Here is a 20,763-nt window from a genome sequence, read left to right as displayed (position 1 = left end):
TATGGTACAATCATCTACAGGTCAATGCATAAGATGAAGGGAGGAATGGTTCAGAGCCGACATGTTGAGGATTGTGCGAGAATGCTCTATTGAACAGCCTGCATTCATTCTTCTGAACATGATTGAACTGACAGATTTAACCAAGCGGTACAACGGAGTGCCGGCAGTTGACAATCTCTCCCTTACCGTACGCGAAGGGGAGATCGTCGGACTCCTCGGCCCGAATGGTGCGGGGAAGAGCACCACCATCCTTATGACAACGGGGCTGATCGAGCCGGACGGAGGGGTGATTGCAATTGACGGGCATATCATGCAGAAGAACCCTCTTCTGGCAAAAGCAAAGATTGGGTACATGCCTGAGGATGTCGGTTTCTATCCCGGACTCAACGCTGCCGAAAATCTCGATTACTTCGGCAGACTATATGGCATGGAGACGGAGAGGAGAAAGAGGAGGATAGATGAACTCCTCGTTACCGTCGGGCTTGACGGGGTTTTAACCCTTGTCGGAGGGTACTCAAAAGGGATGCGGCAGCGGCTTGGCCTTGCAAAGGCATTGCTGAACGAGCCACCGGTGATCATCCTTGACGAACCCACCGCAAACCTTGACCCGGTCGGAGTATCAGATTACCGGAGGATAGTCCGGGAGGCGGCAGCCGATGGTGCGGCATTACTTGTATCCTCGCATATCCTCTCTGAGATGAGTGTGATCTGCACACGGATCGCGCTTCTCTCGCGGGGAAAGCTTGTTGCAGATGGCACCTGGCAGGAGATCTCCGACCATGGCAGCGATCTGATCGTCCGTGTTGAAGGCAGGATTCCCCTCCCGGAATTTTCTCTTGATGGGATCGGATCGGTCTCCTATACTCCTGACAGAAAGGGCGCTGTGATTGTCACATCCCGTGATATCCGTTGCGAGATTGCCGATCTCCTTGCATCTGAGGGAATTCCTCTTCAAAATCTTCAGATAGATGCCGGATCTGCCGAAGAAGCGCTTCTCCAGCGGTTCAGAAAGGAGGCAGAAGCATGAGCAACGGACTCTTTGTGGTTGCCGGAAAGGAGTTTGCAGATTCATTCCGAAACAGGACTGTTCTTGCGATCTTTGCCATATTTTTTGCAATCACGATCATCGGGATGATCGGCGGGATTGCCGAATACCAGGATACACTCGATTCCTATAATGAACGCCTTTCAACGGCAGGAACAGAGGAACGGGGATTAATGGATACACGGCCATCCCCTATGATCGTCTTTGAGTCGGTTGGCGTTCTCCTCGTCACGATGGGAGCGCTCCTTGGGATCACCGCCGGATTTGACCTGATCACCCGCGAGCGGGAGACGAAATCGCTGAAGGTGCTCCTCTCCCATCCGGTATTCCGGGACGAGGTGATAAATGGAAAGGCAATCGGTGCAGGAGGGGCACTTGCATGTATCTTTGCCGCGACAATCGCCGTTTCAATCGCCCTCCTCCTGATCACCGGGATAGTGCCGGGAGGGGATGAATGGTCATCGATCATGATTTTTGCATTCTCTGCATTCCTGATGATCGTTGCATATTTCGCTATTGCACTCTGCATGTCTTCAATCTCTGAAACAAGCGGGACAGCGCTAATCTATACCCTCATTATCTTCATCATTCTCTCCGGCTTATTGCCGGTGCTTGTGGAGAACGGGGCTGCTGATGCGATTGCTGGTGATCCACCCTCGATGCCACGGATGTTACAATCAACTCAGGCTGAAGGCGAGATACGTGCGTTCCAGGGAATGGTTGATACCTCTGAGTTCCAGCAGTACAGATCCGAAATGCAGGACTGGTGGTCAAGACGCCAGGCAGTGATAGATATCGCGTCGCTCTTCTCCCCGACGATGAGCTTTAACGCGATCTCGGATACAATCACCAGTTCACAAACGGTGCAGGTCAGAACAGGGCCTGGCGGCGGGATGTATGCAACAGCGGCAGCAGACACCTCCGGATCGATACTCTCTCATCTTCTTGCTCTCCTTGCATTCCCGGCCGTCTTCTTTGGTATTGCATACATGCGGTTTATGAGGATGGATCTGAGGTGAGTGGAATGATTAGAAAACTTGTAATCATCGGACTGATCTTGTGTATCCTCATTCCGGGGATGGCATCAGCCAATACCGATTCAAATAAGCAGTATTCAATGTCCACACCATTCCCGGGAAGGGTTGTCGAGGCAGGTGCTGTCTCGACATTCCCACTCACTATTGAAAGCATTGGAAGAGGAGATACAGGCAGGCTCTGGGTCCATACATTCTCGGGCACAACAGCAAACTGGGAGTTCCGTTTTGTAAAAGACGGGGCTGAAGTTACCCATGTCACTCTCCCAACAGGAACAAAAGAGACTGTCACCCTTGAGGTTGAGACAGATTCTGAAACGCCTATCGGAGAGTACCGGATCAAGGTATATGTCGGAGATGCCACACTCTGGCTCACCATTCAGATCGATTCAACGCACCGGGGTGAAGAGGGGTATCTTACACTCAGAACTGTGGATGAGATCGGCCAGCCGGTTGGCGGGGTCTCTGTTGAACTAAAACCAGCAACAGGCGGAGGAGACTCAATATATCTGACCAGTGCCTCAGATGGAACGCTCAGAACCGTCATCTCTCCAAGGGAGTATCTGGTCAATATAGAAAAGGAAGGGTATATCCCGCCACCAGCGGTGAACGCACGGGTGCGTGCCGGAATGACCGAGGATCTCTCTGATCTGGCTCTCCAGACTCGGGATACCGCACTTGATGCCACATGGGAAACCTATGCAGTGACTGTGACACCAGGCAGTTCAACGACGATAGGCATAACCATAGAGAACATCGGCCGTTCAGGTGCGACATTTGTTTCCGGAACCGAGGATGTACCGGATGGGTGGTCTGTCAGGTACCGGATAGCAACCGGAACCGGAACAGCAACCGAGGATATATCTGCAATATATCTTGCACCCGGAGATAAGCGGGATATCCAGATGGTGGTAACACCAAAATACCGCGAAGAGATCGGATCATTCACCTTCAGATCAGTCATTACAGCCCCGACAGGAGATCGGTACTCCGCGAATATCGAGGCATCTGTCCGTGGATCACATGGCATGGAAGTGTCGCTCGACAGGTATCTGCTGGAGACAACAGGATCCAATCCCCTTGAGTTCCAGGTCACGGTGAGAAACTCAGGAACAGCAGGCGATCTCACAGCGGTTATCCCGGAGATCTCCGCTCCAACAGGATGGAATGCTGATATCTATCCTGAGACTGTTGCCGGAATTGCTCCAGGGGAACGGGCAGTCTTTGACATCTCACTCATTCCGCCATCAAATGTGGTGGCAAGCGAGTACAAGTTCACCATGAAGATCGGATCCGATCAGGCGGTTGTTGAGGATGACTTCCGTGTGAACGTGAAAGAAGGATCATTTGCGGCGATTCTCGGAGTGCTGCTCCTCATAGTTGTCGCAGGAGGGATTTACCTTGGCTTCAGGAGGCACCAGAGGCGGTGATTCATGAGGGACTTGACCCCTTCTAAAAACCCTTATCGTCCCGGATAGCATAGAATATACAGATGAATGGCAGGAATCGATCCGATCTCCGGATCGGATCACAGGTGAGCGTTATCCAGAAGAAAGACCAGCAGAGCGGGAAGACAACAGAGGGAGTTGTCACCACAATTTTAACCAACTCTTCTTTTCATCCCCACGGGATCAAGGTCAGGCTGGCAGACGGCACAGTCGGCAGGGTTGCCTCAATTCAAGGATGAAAAGAGAAGGAACGGGATGGAGTGCCAATCCCATCCCGTCAGCATTTCCGGGCAGAACGCGTTTGATCCGAAAATAAAAAATTGTCGATAGATCAGACAAAACCAAGGTGTGGTGAATGTTGGTGCCTGTTTTTATTGTTTCACGTCTGCTCCAATAACAGAGTGGGCTTTGATAAGGATTAAGGTTTAAGTTAAGTTAATTTATTTAATTCTTTGAAGAGAGTGTTATTAGCTACGATCCGGAAGATTGCCTCTTCACATTCGCACTCCGCGGGATAACCGTATTTACCATGAGAACCGAAGATCCATAAATCATGATTGTTATCGGGATAGATCCGGGCATTGCCCGTGTGGGATACGGGGTGATCGAGAAGCAGGAACGTCAGATACGGCCCCTCTGCTATGGCTGCATCGAGACATCCGGCCGGGATCGGACAACAAGCCACCGTCTTCACGAGATTTATACCCGGATACAGGCACTTATCGCAGAGCATTCACCTGACGAGATCGCAGTTGAAGAGCTCTTCTTCACAAAGAATGTCACCTCAGCAATCAGGGTTGCCGAGGTGCGGGGTGTCATTCTGCTTGCGGCAGAAGAGCGTGGCATCAGGATCGTCGAGTATACGCCAAACCAGATCAAGCTGGCAGTATCAGGATCAGGGAAGGCAAAGAAAGAGCAGGTGCAGGATATGGTCCGCCGCCTCCTGAAGCTTGACGAGATCCCCCGTCCCGATGATGCCGCCGACGGCCTTGCGATTGCCCTTTGCCATATCAATACCCTGAGGTAGGAGAAGCATGTTCGCACACATAACCGGAACGCTCTCATCTGTGGGTGAAAAGTCAGTCGTCCTTGATGTCGGCGGGATCGGCTACCTGCTCCAGGTGAGCCAGCCAACCCTCCGGGAGATAGAAAAGAGCGAAGAAACAGTGAAGCTCTTCACCCAGCTTGTTGTCAGGGAGGACGCCCTCACCCTGTATGGGTTCCACCGGCAGAGCGAGCGGGAACTCTTCCAGATCCTGATCAATGTCTCGGGAATCGGCCCCCAGATTGCACTCAACATCCTCTCCCAGATCTCACTTGAGCAGTTTGCCATGGCAATCATCAGCGATGATGAGCGTGTCCTCACCAGTATATCGGGGATCGGGCCAAAGAGTGCAAAGCGGCTGATCCTGGAACTGAAAGAGACGATGAAGAAGCGGAGAGGATCATTCATCGAAAAAGAGGGGCATATGCCTGCATCTGATGCGAAGTCGGCCCTTGTATCTCTTGGATTCTCAGAGCGGGAGGCCGAGGAGTCAGTGAAGGCGGTGATGGAGCGGCTGCCTTCGGGAAGTGTGCAGGCGATCATTAAAGCTGCACTCCAGCGTATGAAGGAGAGAAGAACGTGACTGAGCGGATCATCACCCCGATAAAGTTTGAGGATGAGATCGACGATCCCGCCATCAGGCCGGCCCGGCTTGACGAGTTTGTCGGCCAGCCCCAGATTAAGGAGGCGCTCAGGATCGCAATTGAAGCGGCAAAGATCCGGGGCGAAAACCTCGATCATATCCTCTTCTCGGGACCTCCCGGCCTTGGGAAGACGACACTCGCCCAGATCATCGCCCGTGAGATGGGATCTGCAATACGGAGCACAACAGGACCCGTTCTTGACAAGCCGGGAGATCTCGCCGCCCAGCTGACGGCATTATCTTCAGGAGATCTCCTCTTCATCGACGAGATCCACCGGCTGAACCCGGTTGTCGAGGAGATCCTCTACCCGGCAATGGAAGACTATAGTATTGATGTGATGATCGGCGAGGGACCGGGGGCACGGGCGATTCAGCTCCCTCTCGACCAATTCACCCTTGTTGGGGCAACGACACGGGTCGGTCTGCTCGGCTCCCCGCTCCGGGATAGGTTCGGCCTCATCTTCCGGCTGAACCTTTACGAGGTGGACGATCTCCTCTCGATTGTGAAACGATCAGCTGCGATCCTGAAGATCCCAATCTCCGAAGACGGAGCGCTAGAGATCGCAAAGAGGAGCCGGGGAACACCGAGGATCGCAAACCGGCTTCTCAGGCGGGTCCGCGATTATGCAACGGTCCGGGGAGATGGCTCAATATCCCGTGAATCAGCAGATCTCGCCCTCGGCATCCTCGGGATCGATCCCCTCGGCCTTGATGATCTGGATCGGAGGATCATCACCGTGGTCGCCCGTGACTTCAGTGGGGGCCCTGTCGGGGTGAAGACGATCGCAATCTCGATCGGAGAGGAGGTCAGGACGATCGAAGAGGTGTATGAGCCATACCTGATCAGGATCGGTTTTTTGAAAAGGACGCCGAAAGGCCGGGAGACGACCGAGGCGGCGGTTGCACATATCTTTTCAGATGGAAAGAAGGAAACCTAATTTAGATTAGTACTAATCAGGATTAGGATTATTTCGATTTGGAAAAAGAAGAGGGGGTAAATTCATCCCCTGACAGAGAATGCCCATTTCTGCATGACACCTTCTGCAGGCCTGTTCCTGATGCTTGATCCAAGATCGAGGCGTGCCGGGGAGAGCTCGTTCACCGCATCATCCCACGTATAGCTCCCCATCAATCGAACAATACGTGTCCTTCCTTCTGTTGCCTGCCACCATGCCTCATAGGCATCTGACTGGTGGGCATAGTCGGGATCAGGGAGATCGTATCGCCCCATGAGGGTATCTTCGATCGCCATAGTCGGATCCATTGCAAAGACGGTCATGGCATCTGTGACCGCCGCATCGCTGAATGCACTCATTGAGCAAAAGAGCGAAATTTCGACGTCCTTTCGCTCTGCTTCTGCTTCTAAAAGGTCAAGGAGCGGATCGATGAGGGCTTTCATCTCTTCAACAGTCGGATCGGTGATATCATATGATTCAGGCGGCAGCGCCTCCTCGAACTCAGCAAGGGTTTCTAGCCCCGTCCGGATGGAGTAGATTCGGATGAAGATGGCATCCGCATCATGATAGTAGTCATACTGTGACCAATCGTCACGAAGCCCTTTTGCCTCAAGGAAACCGGCAGGATCGACAGAGACTGCAACATCGCCATTGAACCTCTCCTTCACCTTTGCAATCATCTGTTTCATCCTGGCATTTGCGAGCTCCTCCTCTGGCGAGAAGTGCGTGTTATGCCAGCCCGGGGTGATGAGCATCATGTCAAAACCTGCCTTGTTGAGTGCATCGGCACGATCGAGCATCAATGCCTCAAATTTTGTGAAGTAATCATCAATCCATTCGGGTGTCCGCTCAACCTCCCCAAGAGCAGCAAAATCCGCACCAGATGCCTCCCAGATGGAATCCGCACCAAGATATGTTCCGATACTTGTGAACCCAAAGTTCATCGACCATATGGCACGGAGATTTCTGGCATGAGCTGCTTCTGCGATCCGGTTGAGATCAACCTGGCTCATTGCCTCGTCCCGGTGATCGTCCCAGAAGGTGCCGGGGACAATCTCCCATTCGGTTGAAGTGATCCAGTCATCGGGCGGATCCTGGTAGACACGGGGGATCATCCTGTCAAACGCGTACTTATTCGGCTGGTTAACCCAGTGAGCATCATAGAAGTCAAAGACGACAACTTCTGTCACCCCTATCCGCTCAAGCCGGTCAAAGCTGCTCTCAATATTCTTCCGAGTATCCTCAAACATCATGAAGTTGTAGTTCTTCCCCCAGGTATCCTGCATCCAGATACCAGCCCTGAATGCCGGCGGGAATGAAGGCTTTATCGGCTCTTCACTCCATCCGGATACGCCATCATAGGTGACGTGATTCGGGATCTGAATCTGCCGATCAAAGGTGCGTGATCTCCCGGTAGATGAGGTATAATGGTAGGAGAAGGACTCCTGGCCAACTGCCGGCACTGATATGTCCCATGCATATTCACCAGCCGGCGCCATCGATACCGGGGCTTTACCATCGATAACCAGACGGACCTCCTCATCAGGGGATGTCGTATAAGGAACAGACACCCAGAACCCGGCGGTTGTTGCTTCACCGGCAGCTATCGGAGGGATCTCAGCATAATTTTCACACCAGGGAGGGGCTTTCCATGGCCCTTTCGGCGGGCAGATCTCAAAGGCCATCATCACCAGAATTCCCGAGATGATAAGAACGATGAGAAGGAAAATCCCAAGGACAATCTTCCTGTTCCGATCCAGCATGAACCGAACTATGAGCAGGATAATTAATAAAGATGCCCGCTGCCTGGATCCCGGGATCAGAAAGGAGAGTCTTTTGCACAAAACCCGAATAATTTAGACTATTGTAGAATATGATAATATAAATTATCTATTAAGATCATAATATTTTCAAATAAGGAAAACCATTATCATCCTTCAATAGTGAGAAGTGATCATGCATACGATCACCATCCTCCCCGGCCATGATCGGAATGGCAACCCCGAAACCTTTGAGGCACTCCATCTCCGCCCCGGCGACACCCTCGCAATCGTCGGCCCGACCGGATCCGGCAAGAGCGCCTTTATAAACGATATCGAGGTCTTTGCCCAGGGCGATACCGCAACCGGCAGGCGGATCCTCCTTGATGGCGAAATACCGCCCGAAAAGTTCGTCAGGGATCCTGCCTGCAAGCCGATCGCCCTCATCACCCAGACCACGAAGTGCCTTGCGGATCTCACCGTCTCAGAGTTCCTGAGCATGCATCTCCGTGCACGGAAGATCACCGAAGGGGATCTGATCGAGAAGACGATCCGGCTTGCAAACGAATTTACAGGTGAGCCTATCCGCCCGGAATGCCGGATCTCCTCCCTCTCCGGCGGCCAGACGAGATCCCTGCTTGTTGCCGATGCAGTGATCATCTCAAACGCACCAATCATCCTCCTCGATGAGGTGGAGAATGCAGGGATCTTCCGTGACAGGGTCATCACCTGCCTGAAGAAATCCGGTACCTCCGTCATCTTCGTCACCCATGATCCGCTCGTCTCCCTGATGTCAGACAAAAGGATCGTGATGGGGAACGGAGCGGTGAAGGCGGTCCTTGAGCCGGATGGATCTGAAGAGTCTGTGCTGAAGCATGTCACCGAGATCGATCTCTACCTCTCCTCGCTCCGCGAACGGCTCAGGTCAGGGGAGGTTCTCAGGGAGACGGTTGCAGCAGCATGAAGCTGATCATCGTCGCCGGGCCGCCGTCTGCGGGGAAGACGGCTGTTATCCGGCAGATCCTGACCCATCTCCCAAAACAAACTGCTGCGTACCTGAAGATCGATGTCATCTATGCAAACGAGGATGAAGAGATCACCCGTGAGTTTGGCATTCCCGCACGGAAGGTCATCTCTGGCGACCTCTGCCCGGATCATGCCGGGATCACGGTTCTTTCCGATGCCCTGCTCTGGGCAGAGAAGGAGGGAGCCGAATTCCTGATCATCGAATCTGCCGGCCTCTGCCTCAGGTGCACCCCCTATACCACCGAGTCGCTTGGAATAGCAGTCCTCTCTGCGATCTCGGGCACCCATTCTCCCTATAAGATGAGCCCGATGATCGCTCTTGCCGATGCTGCGGTTGTCACCAGGATCGATCTCGTCTCACAGGCAGAGAAGGAGGTCTTCAGGGAGGCAATCCGGGATGTTGCACCCGCAGTCGAGATCATCGAGACGAATGCGGTCATCGGGACCGGGATGCGGTACCTGATGAAGATCATCGACGATCTCCTGCCGATCACTGATCCAAAGGCACTCACGCTCCGTGGCAGCCCGCCCCTTGGCGTCTGTACGGTCTGTGTCGGAAAGAAGCAGATCGGATGGGAGAACCATTTCGGGGTTGTCAGGAGGCTGGAAGGCGCAGACACCCTCTTCAGGGGTGAATAGATGGCCTGGAAACCACCTGGCAAGGACTGCGGGCTCTGCGGGGCAGCCTCATGCACCGCCTTTACCGCACTTGTTGCCGCAGGCGCAAAATCATTCCGGGACTGCCCCTTCTACCTGGAGAATGTGAAAGGAAAGGATTCATCCTATTCCGGAGTCGATATCCTCGGCCTTGCCTATGACTTTGTCCTCCACCCGTTCCCGGGTGAGCCGTCCACCAGAAAGGATATTGTACCGTTCAGGCCGGATCTCGTCGAAAAATGGGAGATCAAGGCGGGAGATCTCGTCATCGGGAGGCCTGCCGGGGCGGGATGCCCGATCACCCATGCACTCAGGGTGACTGCTGCCGATCCGGTGAGCGGAATCATCTCCTGCCATGTTACAAGCCCTCTTGAAGCACGGAACGAGGATTGCCTGGATGTCAAGGCATATCATGTCCATGCATTTGAGGGGATCGCCGAGGTTGTCAACCGTGAACCTGTATTCGGTCTTCGGCAGCGGTTCCAGCCCGGATACTGCCTGATGGGACTGTCTCATCTGGGTGTGGTGAATATGGTTATTACCACAAGCGACGGAGTCAGGGTCAGGGTGGAGGGGATAACACTGTGAAGACGACGCAGGAGATCAACAATAAAATCAGAAGCGGGGAGGCAACCGTCATCCCTGCAGATGAATTCAAGAAACGGGTGCGTGAGGGGGAAACCTTCACCGTCGGGGATGTGGATATTGTCACCTGCGGAACATTCGGGGTGATGTCGGGGACTTATGCAGTCCTGACGGTGCCTGTTGCATCCCCCGGCACTTTCCGGAAAGCTGAATCACTCTTTTTAAACGGCGTTCCTGCCTATCCCGGCCCCTGCCCGAATGAACGGCTCGGCCTCATCGACTGCATCATCTATGGTACCGCACACCGGGACGAACGCTATGGCGGCGGCCACCTCTTTGCTGATCTCGCCGCCGGGAAGACTATTGAGGTTGAGGCGGAGGCAGACGGGCGGCGGTATACAAACGATATCACCATCTCTGATTGTGGCTTTGCAAAGCTCCATACAACACGATCGGCATTTAAGAATTATACCGCATTTCTCAGAAGAGAAGAGGGGGTACTTCCGACCATCTTCTCGGTCACCGGTCTCCGGGGACCCTGCAGGGAGATATCGGTCTCGGGTTGCGGGGAGGTGAATCCGGTACAAAACGATCCCTCACTCAGGTCACTTGCACCAGGCACACCGGTTTTTGTTAACGGCGTTAACGGAATCATCACTGGCACCGGTACGCGATCGACCCGGGAGCGGCCGAATCTTGCGTGTTCAGCAGATATGAACGGGATGGATCCCCTGATGATGGGTGGGTTTATCACTTCAGATGGCCCCGAATGCCTCACCTCGGTTGCCGCTGCAATACCGGTGCTCGATTCTGCATCCCTTGATGGACTGATGGTGCTTGATGAGGAGATCCCACTCCCTGTTGCCGATATCAGCAACCGCCAGCCGATCGGAGAATCGGATTATGGCAGAATCTGGCGGGGAACAGACCGGGGTGTCAGAATCCACTCTGATCGGTGCCTTGACTGCACTCCCTGCATGGCTCATTCAATCTGCCCGGCGGCGGCAATCGGAGAGGGGCATACCATCAACCGCTCCCTCTGCCTCGCCTGCGGCGCCTGTGCCTCAGCCTGTGAGGGAGGAGTCTTTTCTATCGATCTCGGAGCAATTCAGATCGGAGAGAGAGAGATTCCGGTCACACTCCGTCAGTCTGACCGCACCAGGGCAGAGCGGCTCTGCCGTCGTCTGGCAGATCGGATCCGCGAGGGATCATTCTTCCTCAGGGAGGGATTATGAACCACCTGCTCAGGTGCCCGGTATGCGGGAAGCAATTCCCCGATCAGGGTGAACTTGCCTGTCCGGACGGGCATCACGGGCTCCTGCGTGCGATCTACCCGGAGAAGCAGCTCGCTATCAGGGATGAGCCAGGCATCTTCCGGTATGCAGACTGGCTCCCTGTGCAACAGGTGCCACAGACCCAGTCGGGACCTGTGACATTCCAGTCTTCCGGGTTTGCAAAAGAAGCAGGGCTATCCAATCTCTGGATCGGCTTCACCGGCTATGCACCCGTTAAGGGTGCATATGTCCCGACCTGCTCCTTCAAGGAGCTTGAAGCCTGGCCAACACTACAGCGGCTGAAGGAGACAGGCGGCGGCACCCTTGTTGTTGCGTCTGCCGGGAATACCGGACGGGCATTTGCCGAGGTTGCAGATGCAATGGATCAGCAGGTCCTGCTTGTCGTTCCGACGCGGGCGTTGTACCGGATCTGGACGACGAGTCCTGCCCGGAATACCACCCTGATTGCAGTGGATGGAGATTATTCAGATGCAATCGCAATTGCGGATCAGATCAGCGGAATGCCCGGATATACCCCTGAGGGGGGTGCAAAGAATGTTGCCCGCCGTGACGGGATGGGCACCGTCTTCCTTGATGCGGCGGTTACTATCGGTAAGATCCCAGATCACTATGTACAGGGGGTCGGGAGCGGCACCGGCGCCATCGCCGCATGGGAGGCAGCGCTCCGGCTGATTGCGGACGGGCGGTTTGGCGGGAGGCTTCCCCGCCTGCATCTCGCCCAGAACCTCCCCTTCATCCCGCTCGTCTCGGCATGGCAGGCACGTCGGCGCGAGATCATTCCGGAGATTGATATGCCACATGCAGAAGAGGCGATAGCAGCAGTCAATGCCGATGTCCTGACGAACAGGAGACCACCATATGCCGTTTTGGGCGGCCTCTTTGATGCGCTATCTGCCTGCGGCGGCCGGATGTATGGGATCACGAATGCAGCCGCAGAATCGGCAGGCAGACTCTTTGAAGAGACAGAAGGAATCGATCCCGATCCGGCAGCGGCAGTCGCCTGTGCAGCCCTCCTCGCAGCAGTTGAGAGCGGCAGGATCGGAGAGGATGCATGTGTGCTTCTGAATATCACCGGCGGCGGATACAAGGCAGTTCCTGAGAAACACCAGATATTACCCGTTGAGACCATCCGCCCGGGAGATCTCCCGGCATGCATTCTGGAGAAGAGCCATGTTTGAAGACGCAATCATCAGAATCCTGAAAGAAGAGGAGATCACCCTCATCTCCCACCTCCCCTGTGATAAAGCGGGCACGCTCTGTGCCCTGGCAACAGATGCCTTTCCGCATGTTCCCCTCCTCCGTGAAGAGGACGGAGTCGGAGTCTCAGCCGGCGTATACCTTGCCGGGGGGCGGCCTGCGATTGTCATCCAGAGCTCAGGACTTGGCAATATGTTCAATGCCCTCCTCTCACTCCACGGTACCTTCCATCTGCCGCTCCCGATCATCGCGAGCTGGCGGGGGATACAGAACGAAGTGATCCCCGCACAGATCCCCTTCAACTCCCGCCTGCCGGCTATACTTGATGGTGCAGGCATCCCATATGCAACCATCATGGAGCCGGATGAACTCCCACGCCTTCAGGAGATGATCCGACGTTCGTTTGCCGAGGGCATACCCACCGTCACTCTCATCTCCCCATCCTGTTTTGATGGCGGCTCCTGCCCGGCAGAGTCGTTCCCTGAACGGAACAGGTCAGTGCCTTCGATTCCGGGTTCAGTGATCCATACGCCGCAGATGACCCGGTACGATGCAATCACCACCCTCGCCCCTCATCTTGGCAGGGCACTCTGTGTGAGCAATATCGGCATCCCCTCAAAGGAGCTGCATGCCGTTTCCGACCGCCCTGAGAACTTCTACATGCTCGGCTCCTATACCCAGGCATCCCCGATCGGCCTTGGGCTTGCCCTTGCACAGGATCGGGAGGTGGTGGTGATCGACGGTGACGGCTCGCTCCTTGGATCTTCGATCCTTCCCGTCATCGCCTCACTTTCTCCAAAGAACCTCACCATCTGCTGCCTTGACAACGGCACCTTCGGCTCCACCGGGAACCAGATTACACAAGGGTATGCCACCACTGATCTTGCGCAGGTCGCCTCTGCTGCCGGCATCCATAACTGTGTGCAGGTGCAGACTGAAGAGGCGCTTGATGCTGCCATATCGGAGAAGAAAGCCGGGCCCCGGTTCATCCACGTGATCATCAGGCCCGGCAATTCGGCGGTTCCGAATATCCCGCTTTCGCCTGGAGAGATCCGGGATCGGTTTATGCAGGCGGTTTCATCAGGGAAATGATACCTGTCCGGATCAGGTGAACGGGATCGAGGGCACCGATCAAAGCAGATAGATACCTCTGCCGGATGAAAACGACGAGCCTTTATCTATACCGGGGATAATCTTCTGGTATGGTAATCAAGGTCCTCGCCTTCGCCGGTTCCCCCCGCCGCCACGGCAATTCAGAGACGCTCCTCGACTGGGTGCTCGAAGAGATGGAGAAGCAGCCCGGTGTGGAAGTGGAGAAGCACGCCCTCGCCGATATCAATATCGCACCCTGTAAAGGCTGCAATGCGTGTGAGAAGCTGAATGCATGTGTCCAGAAGGATGATATCGTCTGGGTTGAGCCAAAAATTATCGAAGCCGATATCATCATCCTCTCCTCGCCGATCTTCTGCATGGGGATTGCGGCACAGCCAAAGGCCCTCATCGACCGGGCACAGGTATTCAGATCACGGAAATATGTCCTGAAACTGCCGATCGTGCCGCCTGAACGGAAAGGGAAGCGGATTGGCATCTTCCTCGCATCGGCGGGACAGGACTGGGATTATGTCTTTGATGCAGCGATTCCGTCTGTCAAATGCCTCTTTAATGTCATCGATGTGAAGAACAAGGATATCCGGTACCTGATGGTGAATAATGTCGATGAGAAGGGAGCAATCAACGATCATCCAACAGCAGAAGCGGACGCAGTGGCGCTTGCAGATGACGTGATCGCCACCATGCGGGAGATGAAGGGAGAGCGTCTTTGATGAGAGATGAGCATATGAACGGAGAGAGACGATGAACGCCCTTGGGATCTCAGGAAGCCCGAGGAAGGGTGGCAACACCGAGACGCTCCTTGATGCATTCCTCGCAGGTGCGGAGGAGGCCGGTGCAGAGACCCGGAAGGTGATCCTCCGAGACCTCGAATTCACCTCATGTAAGGGGTGTAATGCCTGCCACAAGACCGGGAAATGTGTTTTAACCGATGATATCACCCCGCTCTTTGACGAGATCCTGGAAGCGGACATCGTCGCCCTCGCATCCCCGATCTATTCGATGGGGATCACCGCTGAACTGAAGGCATTCATCGACCGGGGGCAGGTCTACTGGGCGAGGAAGTTCATCCTGAAGGATCTCTACTTTGAGTACGATCATATAAGGCGCCACAAGGGATTCTTCATCTCAACCGCCGGCCAGAACTGGGATCATGTCTTTGACGGGGCATACCCGGTAATCACTGCATTCTTCAATGATATCGGGTTTGAATACACCGACAATATCATCGCCAACAATATGGACGAGTATAAGGGGATCAAGGGCCACCCGACAGCGCTTGAGGATGCGAAGAAGAGGGGGAGGAAGGCAATGGGGGAGCTTCAATCGATGAGTGCAAAAACTGAAGGGGAATAAGATTCAATACCCCAAAAACCAATGGAAATTGTAATGTACTCTCCCCTTGTACAATAACGCACATTGATCCGATTCCACAATACATCAGACAAAACGAAAGGTATGAGCGTTCAATGACTCCTTCCGACCTAAAAGCCATCATTGCAACCGGTGAAGACAGCCATCGTCAGTTCAAACAGGATATAACCAATGCCGACTCTCTCGCGGCTGAAATGGCAGCATTTGCAAATTCGGAAGGTGGGATTATTCTTATTGGTGTTGCAGATGATGGATCAGCACCAGGTCTCACTCTCAGGGATGTAAACCGTATTAACCAGATCATCAGCAATGCCGCTTCACAACATGTAAGGAGTCCACTCCCGGTACAAACTGAGAATATCAATATAGGTCATGATCGGATTGTGATCATATTGACTATACCAAAGGGGAGAGACAAGCCATACTTTGATAAAAATGGCGTTATCTGGCTCAAAGTTGGTTCTGACAAAAGGAGGGTAAACTCAAGAGAGGAATTATGCCGCCTTTTTCAGAGCGTTGATCAGTTTCATGCAGATGAGTTGCCGACAAAAGCGGGTATCGGGAACCTGGATTCACTTCGATTCCGGGCATTTCTCCGGGATGTTTATAACCTTCCGTATCCGGAATCTCCTGAAAAGTTGCTAAACCTCTTAAAGAACATGAATCTGGCAACAGATGATGGGATGTTGAATCTTGCCGGAGTACTCCTCTTTGCTGAAAGGCCGGAGTGGATCAAACCCCAGTTCATTATCAAGGCAATCAGGTATCCAGGCAATTCAATCCATGTGAGCCAATATATCGACTCAGAGGATTTTTCCGGAACGCTCTCTGATATCTTTGAAGGAGCCATGGGTTTTGTGATGAGAAATATCCATAAGGTACAGGCAGGACAGAATGTCAATGCGCCGGGAGTACCCGAGATCTCGCCAGTAGTATTCGAGGAACTGCTGGTTAACGCCCTTGTGCACCGGGATTACTTTATTACAGCGCCAATACGGTTATTCATCTTTGACAACAGGATTGAGATCATCAGCCCGGGCAATCTGCCAAACAACCTGACAGTAGCGAAGATTCGTTCCGGAAACTCCAATATACGAAACCCAATCCTCGTATCCTTTATCGCCAAAGGTCTTCTTCCATATCGCGGAATTGGATCAGGAATAAAGCGTGTACTTGAAGAATGGCCCTATATTGACTTCACTGATGACCGGGAGGGGAGCATCTTCACTGCTACTGTGCATCGGCATGGAGATCGCGGTTCTGGACAGAGCACGGAGCAGATCATCGCACTTATTCAGGGAAACCCGGAAATCACAATTCAGGAGATGGCAGAACAGAGCGGGTTGACTGAGAGAGCGATAAAAACTCAGATTAGCAAATTAAAAGCTGAGAAGAGAATCAGGCGTACCGGTTCATCACGAAGCGGTACGTGGGAGATTATAGAGGAGTAATAATCCGAAGCGATCATTATAACAGAAGCCTATACCATCTCATCTATATGATCCGATAGTATCGGAGAATGTACCAAAAATTTATATACCAATATAAACATTGAGACGGATTGATCAAAAAGCGTACCAAAAATTTATATACATGTTTCTATTCCTGGCACACACGTACCAATCAACCATGGATGAACAGAATAACCCTTTGTGGATCGATTGGTGACGATACTAAATGTGGTTCCATTCTCTACGAAGTGAACGGGCAACCTCATCCGGGTTTTTGATGATGTCACGGTACATTCCGTAGTACTCCTGAGGGTTGCAGGGTGAGATCCGGGGTTTCTGAAACTGAAGTGTCTGCTCCCAGAGTTCTATTGGAATGATGACATTTATTTGTGGCCGCTGGCGTCATACACATACTGGATCTTGTTCATTATATTCCTGGTATTGCTTCGGGAGAATATAGTTATCTCATTTGGGTTGTTGATCAATACCGTTGAATAACGGATCAGTAGTAATCAAAGAAACCGGTAGAGAACACAATCATACCCGGTGTAAATACCAGAGGGAAACCTCGATCATTTCATAACCATGGAATACGCATTTCTTCATGGCAGGGGGTAAGGCAGTGAATATAATCGAAAAGAGGGGAACCCGATCCCTCCATCAGAGGGAGATTTTAAACAGGCTGAAACAAGAGATGCCAACACTTCAGAGACGATTTGGCATTAAACGGATCGGATTGTTTGGATCATATGCACGGGATGAAGCCGGTGAGATGAGTGATATAGATCTTCTTGTCTCTTTTGAAGAGGAGAAAGAGCGGTTTCGTACATTTATGCAATGTATTTTTTATCTTGAGGATATTTTTGGCAAAAACGTCGAACTAATCGCAGAACATGCACTCGACTCCAGAATCCGGCCGGTCGTTATTGATGAGGTGATCTGGATTTGAAGACAGATGCCTTTTATATCAGCCACATTATCATTAGACCAATTAAATCCATTAAATAAAATCAAGAAGAGGGGGAAATCTCCACACCCCTAACCCCGCATAATCAGAGATAAAACAGCGCCCCGAACAGGAGCACAAACGAGACTGCAATCACCACGATAAAGATCGCCGGGTTCCATGCCAGGACCTTCTTCCCGTCAAGCGGGCCGATCGGGAGCATATTGAAGGCAGCGAGCATCGCGTTGATCTTCACACCGACTGCGCCAACGAGGATTACAAACCACCCCAGATCAAACATCATTCCCCCGATCACAAGCAAGCCGAAGGGGATTGCAAGCAGGAGATTTGTCACCGGCCCGGCAACCGAGATCACTCCATTCTCTTTCTTTGAGAGGGTGGGGCCATAGATCAGCGTGGCGCCGGGTGCGGCAAAGACAACCCCGACAAGAGCGGCAATTGCTACTGCAACGAGGAGCATCTGATTATCTTTCTGAAATTCCGCCCAGTACCCATACCGCATCGCCATAAACTTGTGGGCGAGTTCATGGAGCACAAAGCCCACCCCGACCGTTATCAGCGAGAGGAGGAAGAAGAGGACAGCGGTTCCAAGATGCACACCTGTTGCCGAGAATCCGCCGACGAGAGCAAGGGTGAACGCCAGGGCAAGCGCAAGCCAGGCGATGCCGAGATCCTTGCGCTCACGTGTCGAGATACGTTCCAACATACTGTATATTTCTGTTGCATGAAGAGATAGGGTTTCTCATTCAGATCAAATTCCATCCATCACCGAATCAACTATTCCCCGGAATCAGGTAATCATCCGGCTCTGCCTTCCCGAAAATAGACGAGAGGGGAGTGTGCGGGAGAGAGGTGGGAACTCTGATGGAAGAAGCGGTATCAGAACATATTTTCTCCTCTTCTGCAAAATATCTCTTCAGCTTGAAAATTCGGAATGAACACCATGAGAACAATCCCATCACCCGGAACATTCATCTTTACTATCTCTCTCCTCCTGATCCTCTTCGCACTTGTGGGATCAGCGGGATGCCTTGGTGACGAACAGCCCCAGATCCAAGCCACTCAGACAGAACAGCCGATGAAGGCTGAATATGCTCCTGGCGAGATCCCCCTCCTCTATGCAGAGGCAGAAAACACGGCACGAGATAGATTCGATGCAATAGCCCGGATCCCACAGGAAGAGCGGACATTTGAGAATACCTTCCTTGCTTTTGACACCATCATCACCAATTATACAGATGCAGTATACCCCATGCAATTGATGGGGTATGTCCATCCCGATGCAACCGTCCGGGAAGAGGGGATGGCCATCTATGAAGTCTCATCGATATTCACAACAGAGACCTATGCACGGCGGGATCTCTATGTTGCTTTAGCAGATCCGTTACCCGGGACAGCAGATGAAAAACGTCTCCGTGATGTTACTTTGAGAAGATTCGAGAAGCAGGGGCTCCTCCTCAACGACGAACGGCTTGAGCGGGTCATCGGGATGAAAAACAGGATTGCTGCACTCGAGGCAGAGTACAACGCTAACCTCAACAGTGATAATACAACCATTCTCTTCTCAGAAGAAGAACTCCGCGGCCTCCCCCCATCTGCACTGGCGGGTTTTGGCCGGACAGAAACGGGAGACTACATCGTCACGACAAGCTATCCCGATTATATCGCAGTAATGAGCTATGCAGATGAGAGTGAAACACGAAAGCGGATGCTTGCTGCAGACAATGCCATGCAGGGAGACACAAACATCCCGCTCCTTGAAGAAGCCATCCAGCTTCGCCAGAAGGTTGCCCGTGAACTCGGCTATGATACCTGGGCAGACTACCAGATCGACGGCCGGATGGCAGGAGATGCGGACTCGGTGATGGAATTCTTAAATGATCTTAAAGGACCCCTCAGGGAGAAGAGGGAAGCTGAATTTGCCACACTTCTCTCAATCAAACAACGGATTGATCCCGGTGCCAAATCGCTCGATCATTGGGATATAACCTATCTCACCGAGATCTACAAAACCGAAGAGTACGGGTACAGCATGGATGAGGTGAAAGAGTACTTCCCCCTTGACCGGGTACTGAATGGATTGTTTGAGATCTATGAATCCCTCTATGGGATAACCTTTGAGGAAGTCAATAATCCAGTAGTATGGCATCCCGATGTCCGGCTCTTCCAAATCAGCGATGAGGCGGATGGAACTACAATTGCACACCTCTATCTTGATCTCTATCCCCGTGAAGGAAAGTACAATCATTTCATCATTTTTGGCCTTACAAGCGGAAGGATGACTGAAGAGGGGTATGCACAACCATCTGCGGCGATAGTCGGAAACTTCAACCCCCCGCAGGAGGGTAAGCCTACCCTGTTAACAATGGATGAAATCTGGACATTATTCCACGAGATGGGCCATGCCACACATAATCTCCTCACCCGTGCACCATATGGCACACTCTCAGGGTTCGAGGTCGAGTGGGACTTTGTGGAAACCCCATCCCAGGCATTCGAAGAGTGGATATACGATCCTGCTATCATGGAATCGATCTCAGGCCATTATACAGATCCTGAACAGAAGATCCCACCGGATCTTCGGGACAGGGTCATCGCCTCGGAAGATTTTGGAAAAGGGTATTCATTCTCCTCACAACTCCTCAATTCTCTACAGGATATGAACTATCACTCTACAGACGGGCCCGTTGACACCGTCCGGATCTATGAAGAGCTGCATCAGGAGCTGCGTGGGATACCCGCAATAGAGGGAACGCAAAAGCCGGCCAGCTTCCTGCACCTGATGGGCGGATACGATGCCGGATACTACAGCTATCTCTGGTCAAAAGTGTATGCGATGAATATCGTCGAGCGCTTCAAAGAAGACGGCATGACCAACCGGACAACCGGAATGGCATACCGGAAAACGGTTCTTGAGAGGGGCAATATGGCAGACGGCATGGTACTACTGACAGACTTCCTCGGGGAGGAGCCGGGGATCGAGCCGCTGTACCGGTTTCTTGGGATCGAAGGGTAATCCAATCGAATAATCCCACATCCCCTCCTTTTAGGCTCCATGAATGGTGCAGACACCAGAGTCCGCCAGCCCTTGGAGTATCAGGATGTTGCTCCGGTTTCAATCCGGGGGATATTTTTGTCCATAGTACACATTGGTACCACAGAAGCAAGAG

Annotated in this window: 20 protein-coding genes; 18 read left to right on the top strand and 2 right to left on the bottom strand. The window is 52.7% G+C overall.

Annotated elements, in window-relative coordinates; genetic code table 11:
• Nucleotides 1-118: 118 nt before the first annotated feature.
• The 7 genes from ACYUBO_RS01035 (at nucleotide 119) to ruvB (ending at nucleotide 6,153) form a co-directional block, all read left to right on the top strand.
• On the top strand, nucleotides 119-1,027 hold the full coding sequence (locus tag ACYUBO_RS01035; RefSeq protein ID WP_460371698.1) for an ABC transporter ATP-binding protein: 909 nt from the start codon (nucleotides 119-121) through the stop codon (nucleotides 1,025-1,027).
• Nucleotides 1,024-2,064, top strand: a complete 1,041-nt coding sequence (locus ACYUBO_RS01030; RefSeq protein ID WP_460371696.1) for an ABC transporter permease — start codon at nucleotides 1,024-1,026, stop codon at nucleotides 2,062-2,064. The genes ACYUBO_RS01035 and ACYUBO_RS01030 overlap by 4 nt, the downstream gene beginning before the upstream one ends.
• A 5-nt stretch (nucleotides 2,065-2,069) precedes the next feature.
• Entirely contained in the window at nucleotides 2,070-3,509 is a 1,440-nt protein-coding gene (locus ACYUBO_RS01025) for an NEW3 domain-containing protein (RefSeq protein ID WP_460371694.1), read from the top strand.
• A gap of 62 nt (nucleotides 3,510-3,571) precedes the next feature.
• On the top strand, nucleotides 3,572-3,766 hold the full coding sequence (locus tag ACYUBO_RS01020; protein WP_460371693.1) for a YwbE family protein: 195 nt from the start codon (nucleotides 3,572-3,574) through the stop codon (nucleotides 3,764-3,766).
• Between the two features lie 314 nt (nucleotides 3,767-4,080).
• The gene (ruvC, locus tag ACYUBO_RS01015) at nucleotides 4,081-4,554 is read left to right on the top strand and encodes a crossover junction endodeoxyribonuclease RuvC (protein ID WP_460371691.1); all 474 of its coding nucleotides are present in this window, start codon (nucleotides 4,081-4,083) and stop codon (nucleotides 4,552-4,554) included.
• Nucleotides 4,555-4,561: 7 nt separating this feature from the next.
• The gene (gene ruvA / locus ACYUBO_RS01010) at nucleotides 4,562-5,155 is read left to right on the top strand and encodes a Holliday junction branch migration protein RuvA (protein WP_460371689.1); all 594 of its coding nucleotides are present in this window, start codon (nucleotides 4,562-4,564) and stop codon (nucleotides 5,153-5,155) included.
• On the top strand, nucleotides 5,152-6,153 hold the full coding sequence (gene ruvB, locus ACYUBO_RS01005; protein ID WP_460371687.1) for a Holliday junction branch migration DNA helicase RuvB: 1,002 nt from the start codon (nucleotides 5,152-5,154) through the stop codon (nucleotides 6,151-6,153). Before ruvA ends, ruvB begins: the two co-directional genes overlap by 4 nt.
• Nucleotides 6,154-6,215: 62 nt before the next feature.
• Here ruvB and ACYUBO_RS01000 read toward each other — a convergent pair whose 3' ends face one another.
• A complete protein-coding gene (locus ACYUBO_RS01000) occupies nucleotides 6,216-7,934 on the bottom strand; it encodes a glycoside hydrolase family 113 protein (protein WP_460371685.1) in 1,719 nt (572 codons plus the stop codon).
• A 193-nt stretch (nucleotides 7,935-8,127) separates the two neighbouring features.
• Here ACYUBO_RS01000 and ACYUBO_RS00995 point away from each other — a divergent pair, with 193 nt between their 5' ends.
• From ACYUBO_RS00995 to ACYUBO_RS00950, 10 genes are all read left to right on the top strand, one after another.
• Entirely contained in the window at nucleotides 8,128-8,895 is a 768-nt protein-coding gene (locus ACYUBO_RS00995) for an ATP-binding cassette domain-containing protein (RefSeq protein ID WP_300330332.1), read from the top strand.
• On the top strand, nucleotides 8,892-9,596 hold the full coding sequence (locus ACYUBO_RS00990; protein ID WP_300330335.1) for a GTP-binding protein: 705 nt from the start codon (nucleotides 8,892-8,894) through the stop codon (nucleotides 9,594-9,596). Before ACYUBO_RS00995 ends, ACYUBO_RS00990 begins: the two co-directional genes overlap by 4 nt.
• Nucleotides 9,597-10,202 carry a (Fe-S)-binding protein gene (locus ACYUBO_RS00985; RefSeq protein ID WP_460371682.1) on the top strand — a complete coding sequence of 202 codons (606 nt, stop codon included), beginning with the start codon at nucleotides 9,597-9,599 and terminating at the stop codon, nucleotides 10,200-10,202.
• A complete protein-coding gene (locus ACYUBO_RS00980; protein WP_460371680.1) occupies nucleotides 10,199-11,434 on the top strand; it encodes a methanogenesis marker 16 metalloprotein in 1,236 nt (411 codons plus the stop codon). Before ACYUBO_RS00985 ends, ACYUBO_RS00980 begins: the two co-directional genes overlap by 4 nt.
• On the top strand, nucleotides 11,431-12,672 hold the full coding sequence (locus ACYUBO_RS00975; RefSeq protein WP_460371678.1) for a cysteate synthase: 1,242 nt from the start codon (nucleotides 11,431-11,433) through the stop codon (nucleotides 12,670-12,672). The genes ACYUBO_RS00980 and ACYUBO_RS00975 overlap by 4 nt, the downstream gene beginning before the upstream one ends.
• Nucleotides 12,665-13,783, top strand: a complete 1,119-nt coding sequence (comE, locus tag ACYUBO_RS00970; protein ID WP_460371677.1) for a sulfopyruvate decarboxylase subunit beta — start codon at nucleotides 12,665-12,667, stop codon at nucleotides 13,781-13,783. Before ACYUBO_RS00975 ends, comE begins: the two co-directional genes overlap by 8 nt.
• A gap of 110 nt (nucleotides 13,784-13,893) precedes the next feature.
• A complete protein-coding gene (locus ACYUBO_RS00965) occupies nucleotides 13,894-14,514 on the top strand; it encodes a flavodoxin family protein (protein WP_460371676.1) in 621 nt (206 codons plus the stop codon).
• Between the two features lie 31 nt (nucleotides 14,515-14,545).
• Complete coding sequence (locus tag ACYUBO_RS00960) at nucleotides 14,546-15,157, top strand: flavodoxin family protein (protein ID WP_460371675.1); 612 nt, start codon at nucleotides 14,546-14,548, stop codon at nucleotides 15,155-15,157.
• Between the two features lie 113 nt (nucleotides 15,158-15,270).
• Nucleotides 15,271-16,626 carry an RNA-binding domain-containing protein gene (locus tag ACYUBO_RS00955; RefSeq protein ID WP_460371673.1) on the top strand — a complete coding sequence of 452 codons (1,356 nt, stop codon included), beginning with the start codon at nucleotides 15,271-15,273 and terminating at the stop codon, nucleotides 16,624-16,626.
• Between the two features lie 604 nt (nucleotides 16,627-17,230).
• Nucleotides 17,231-17,575 carry a nucleotidyltransferase family protein gene (locus tag ACYUBO_RS00950; RefSeq protein ID WP_300332202.1) on the top strand — a complete coding sequence of 115 codons (345 nt, stop codon included), beginning with the start codon at nucleotides 17,231-17,233 and terminating at the stop codon, nucleotides 17,573-17,575.
• Nucleotides 17,576-17,678: 103 nt separating this feature from the next.
• On the opposite strand, the gene ACYUBO_RS00945 is transcribed toward ACYUBO_RS00950, so the two are convergent.
• Nucleotides 17,679-18,299, bottom strand: coding sequence for a zinc metalloprotease (locus ACYUBO_RS00945; protein ID WP_460371671.1), 621 nt, complete (start codon nucleotides 18,297-18,299; stop codon nucleotides 17,679-17,681).
• A gap of 237 nt (nucleotides 18,300-18,536) precedes the next feature.
• Here ACYUBO_RS00945 and ACYUBO_RS00940 point away from each other — a divergent pair, with 237 nt between their 5' ends.
• Entirely contained in the window at nucleotides 18,537-20,609 is a 2,073-nt protein-coding gene (locus ACYUBO_RS00940) for a M3 family metallopeptidase (protein WP_460371669.1), read from the top strand.
• The last annotated feature ends 154 nt before the right edge of the window (nucleotides 20,610-20,763 follow it).

The organism is Methanocalculus sp. MC3 (assembly GCF_054767395.1).
The sequence above is the reverse complement of the archived record's forward strand: the minus strand, read 5'-3'. Positions and strand labels throughout refer to the sequence as shown.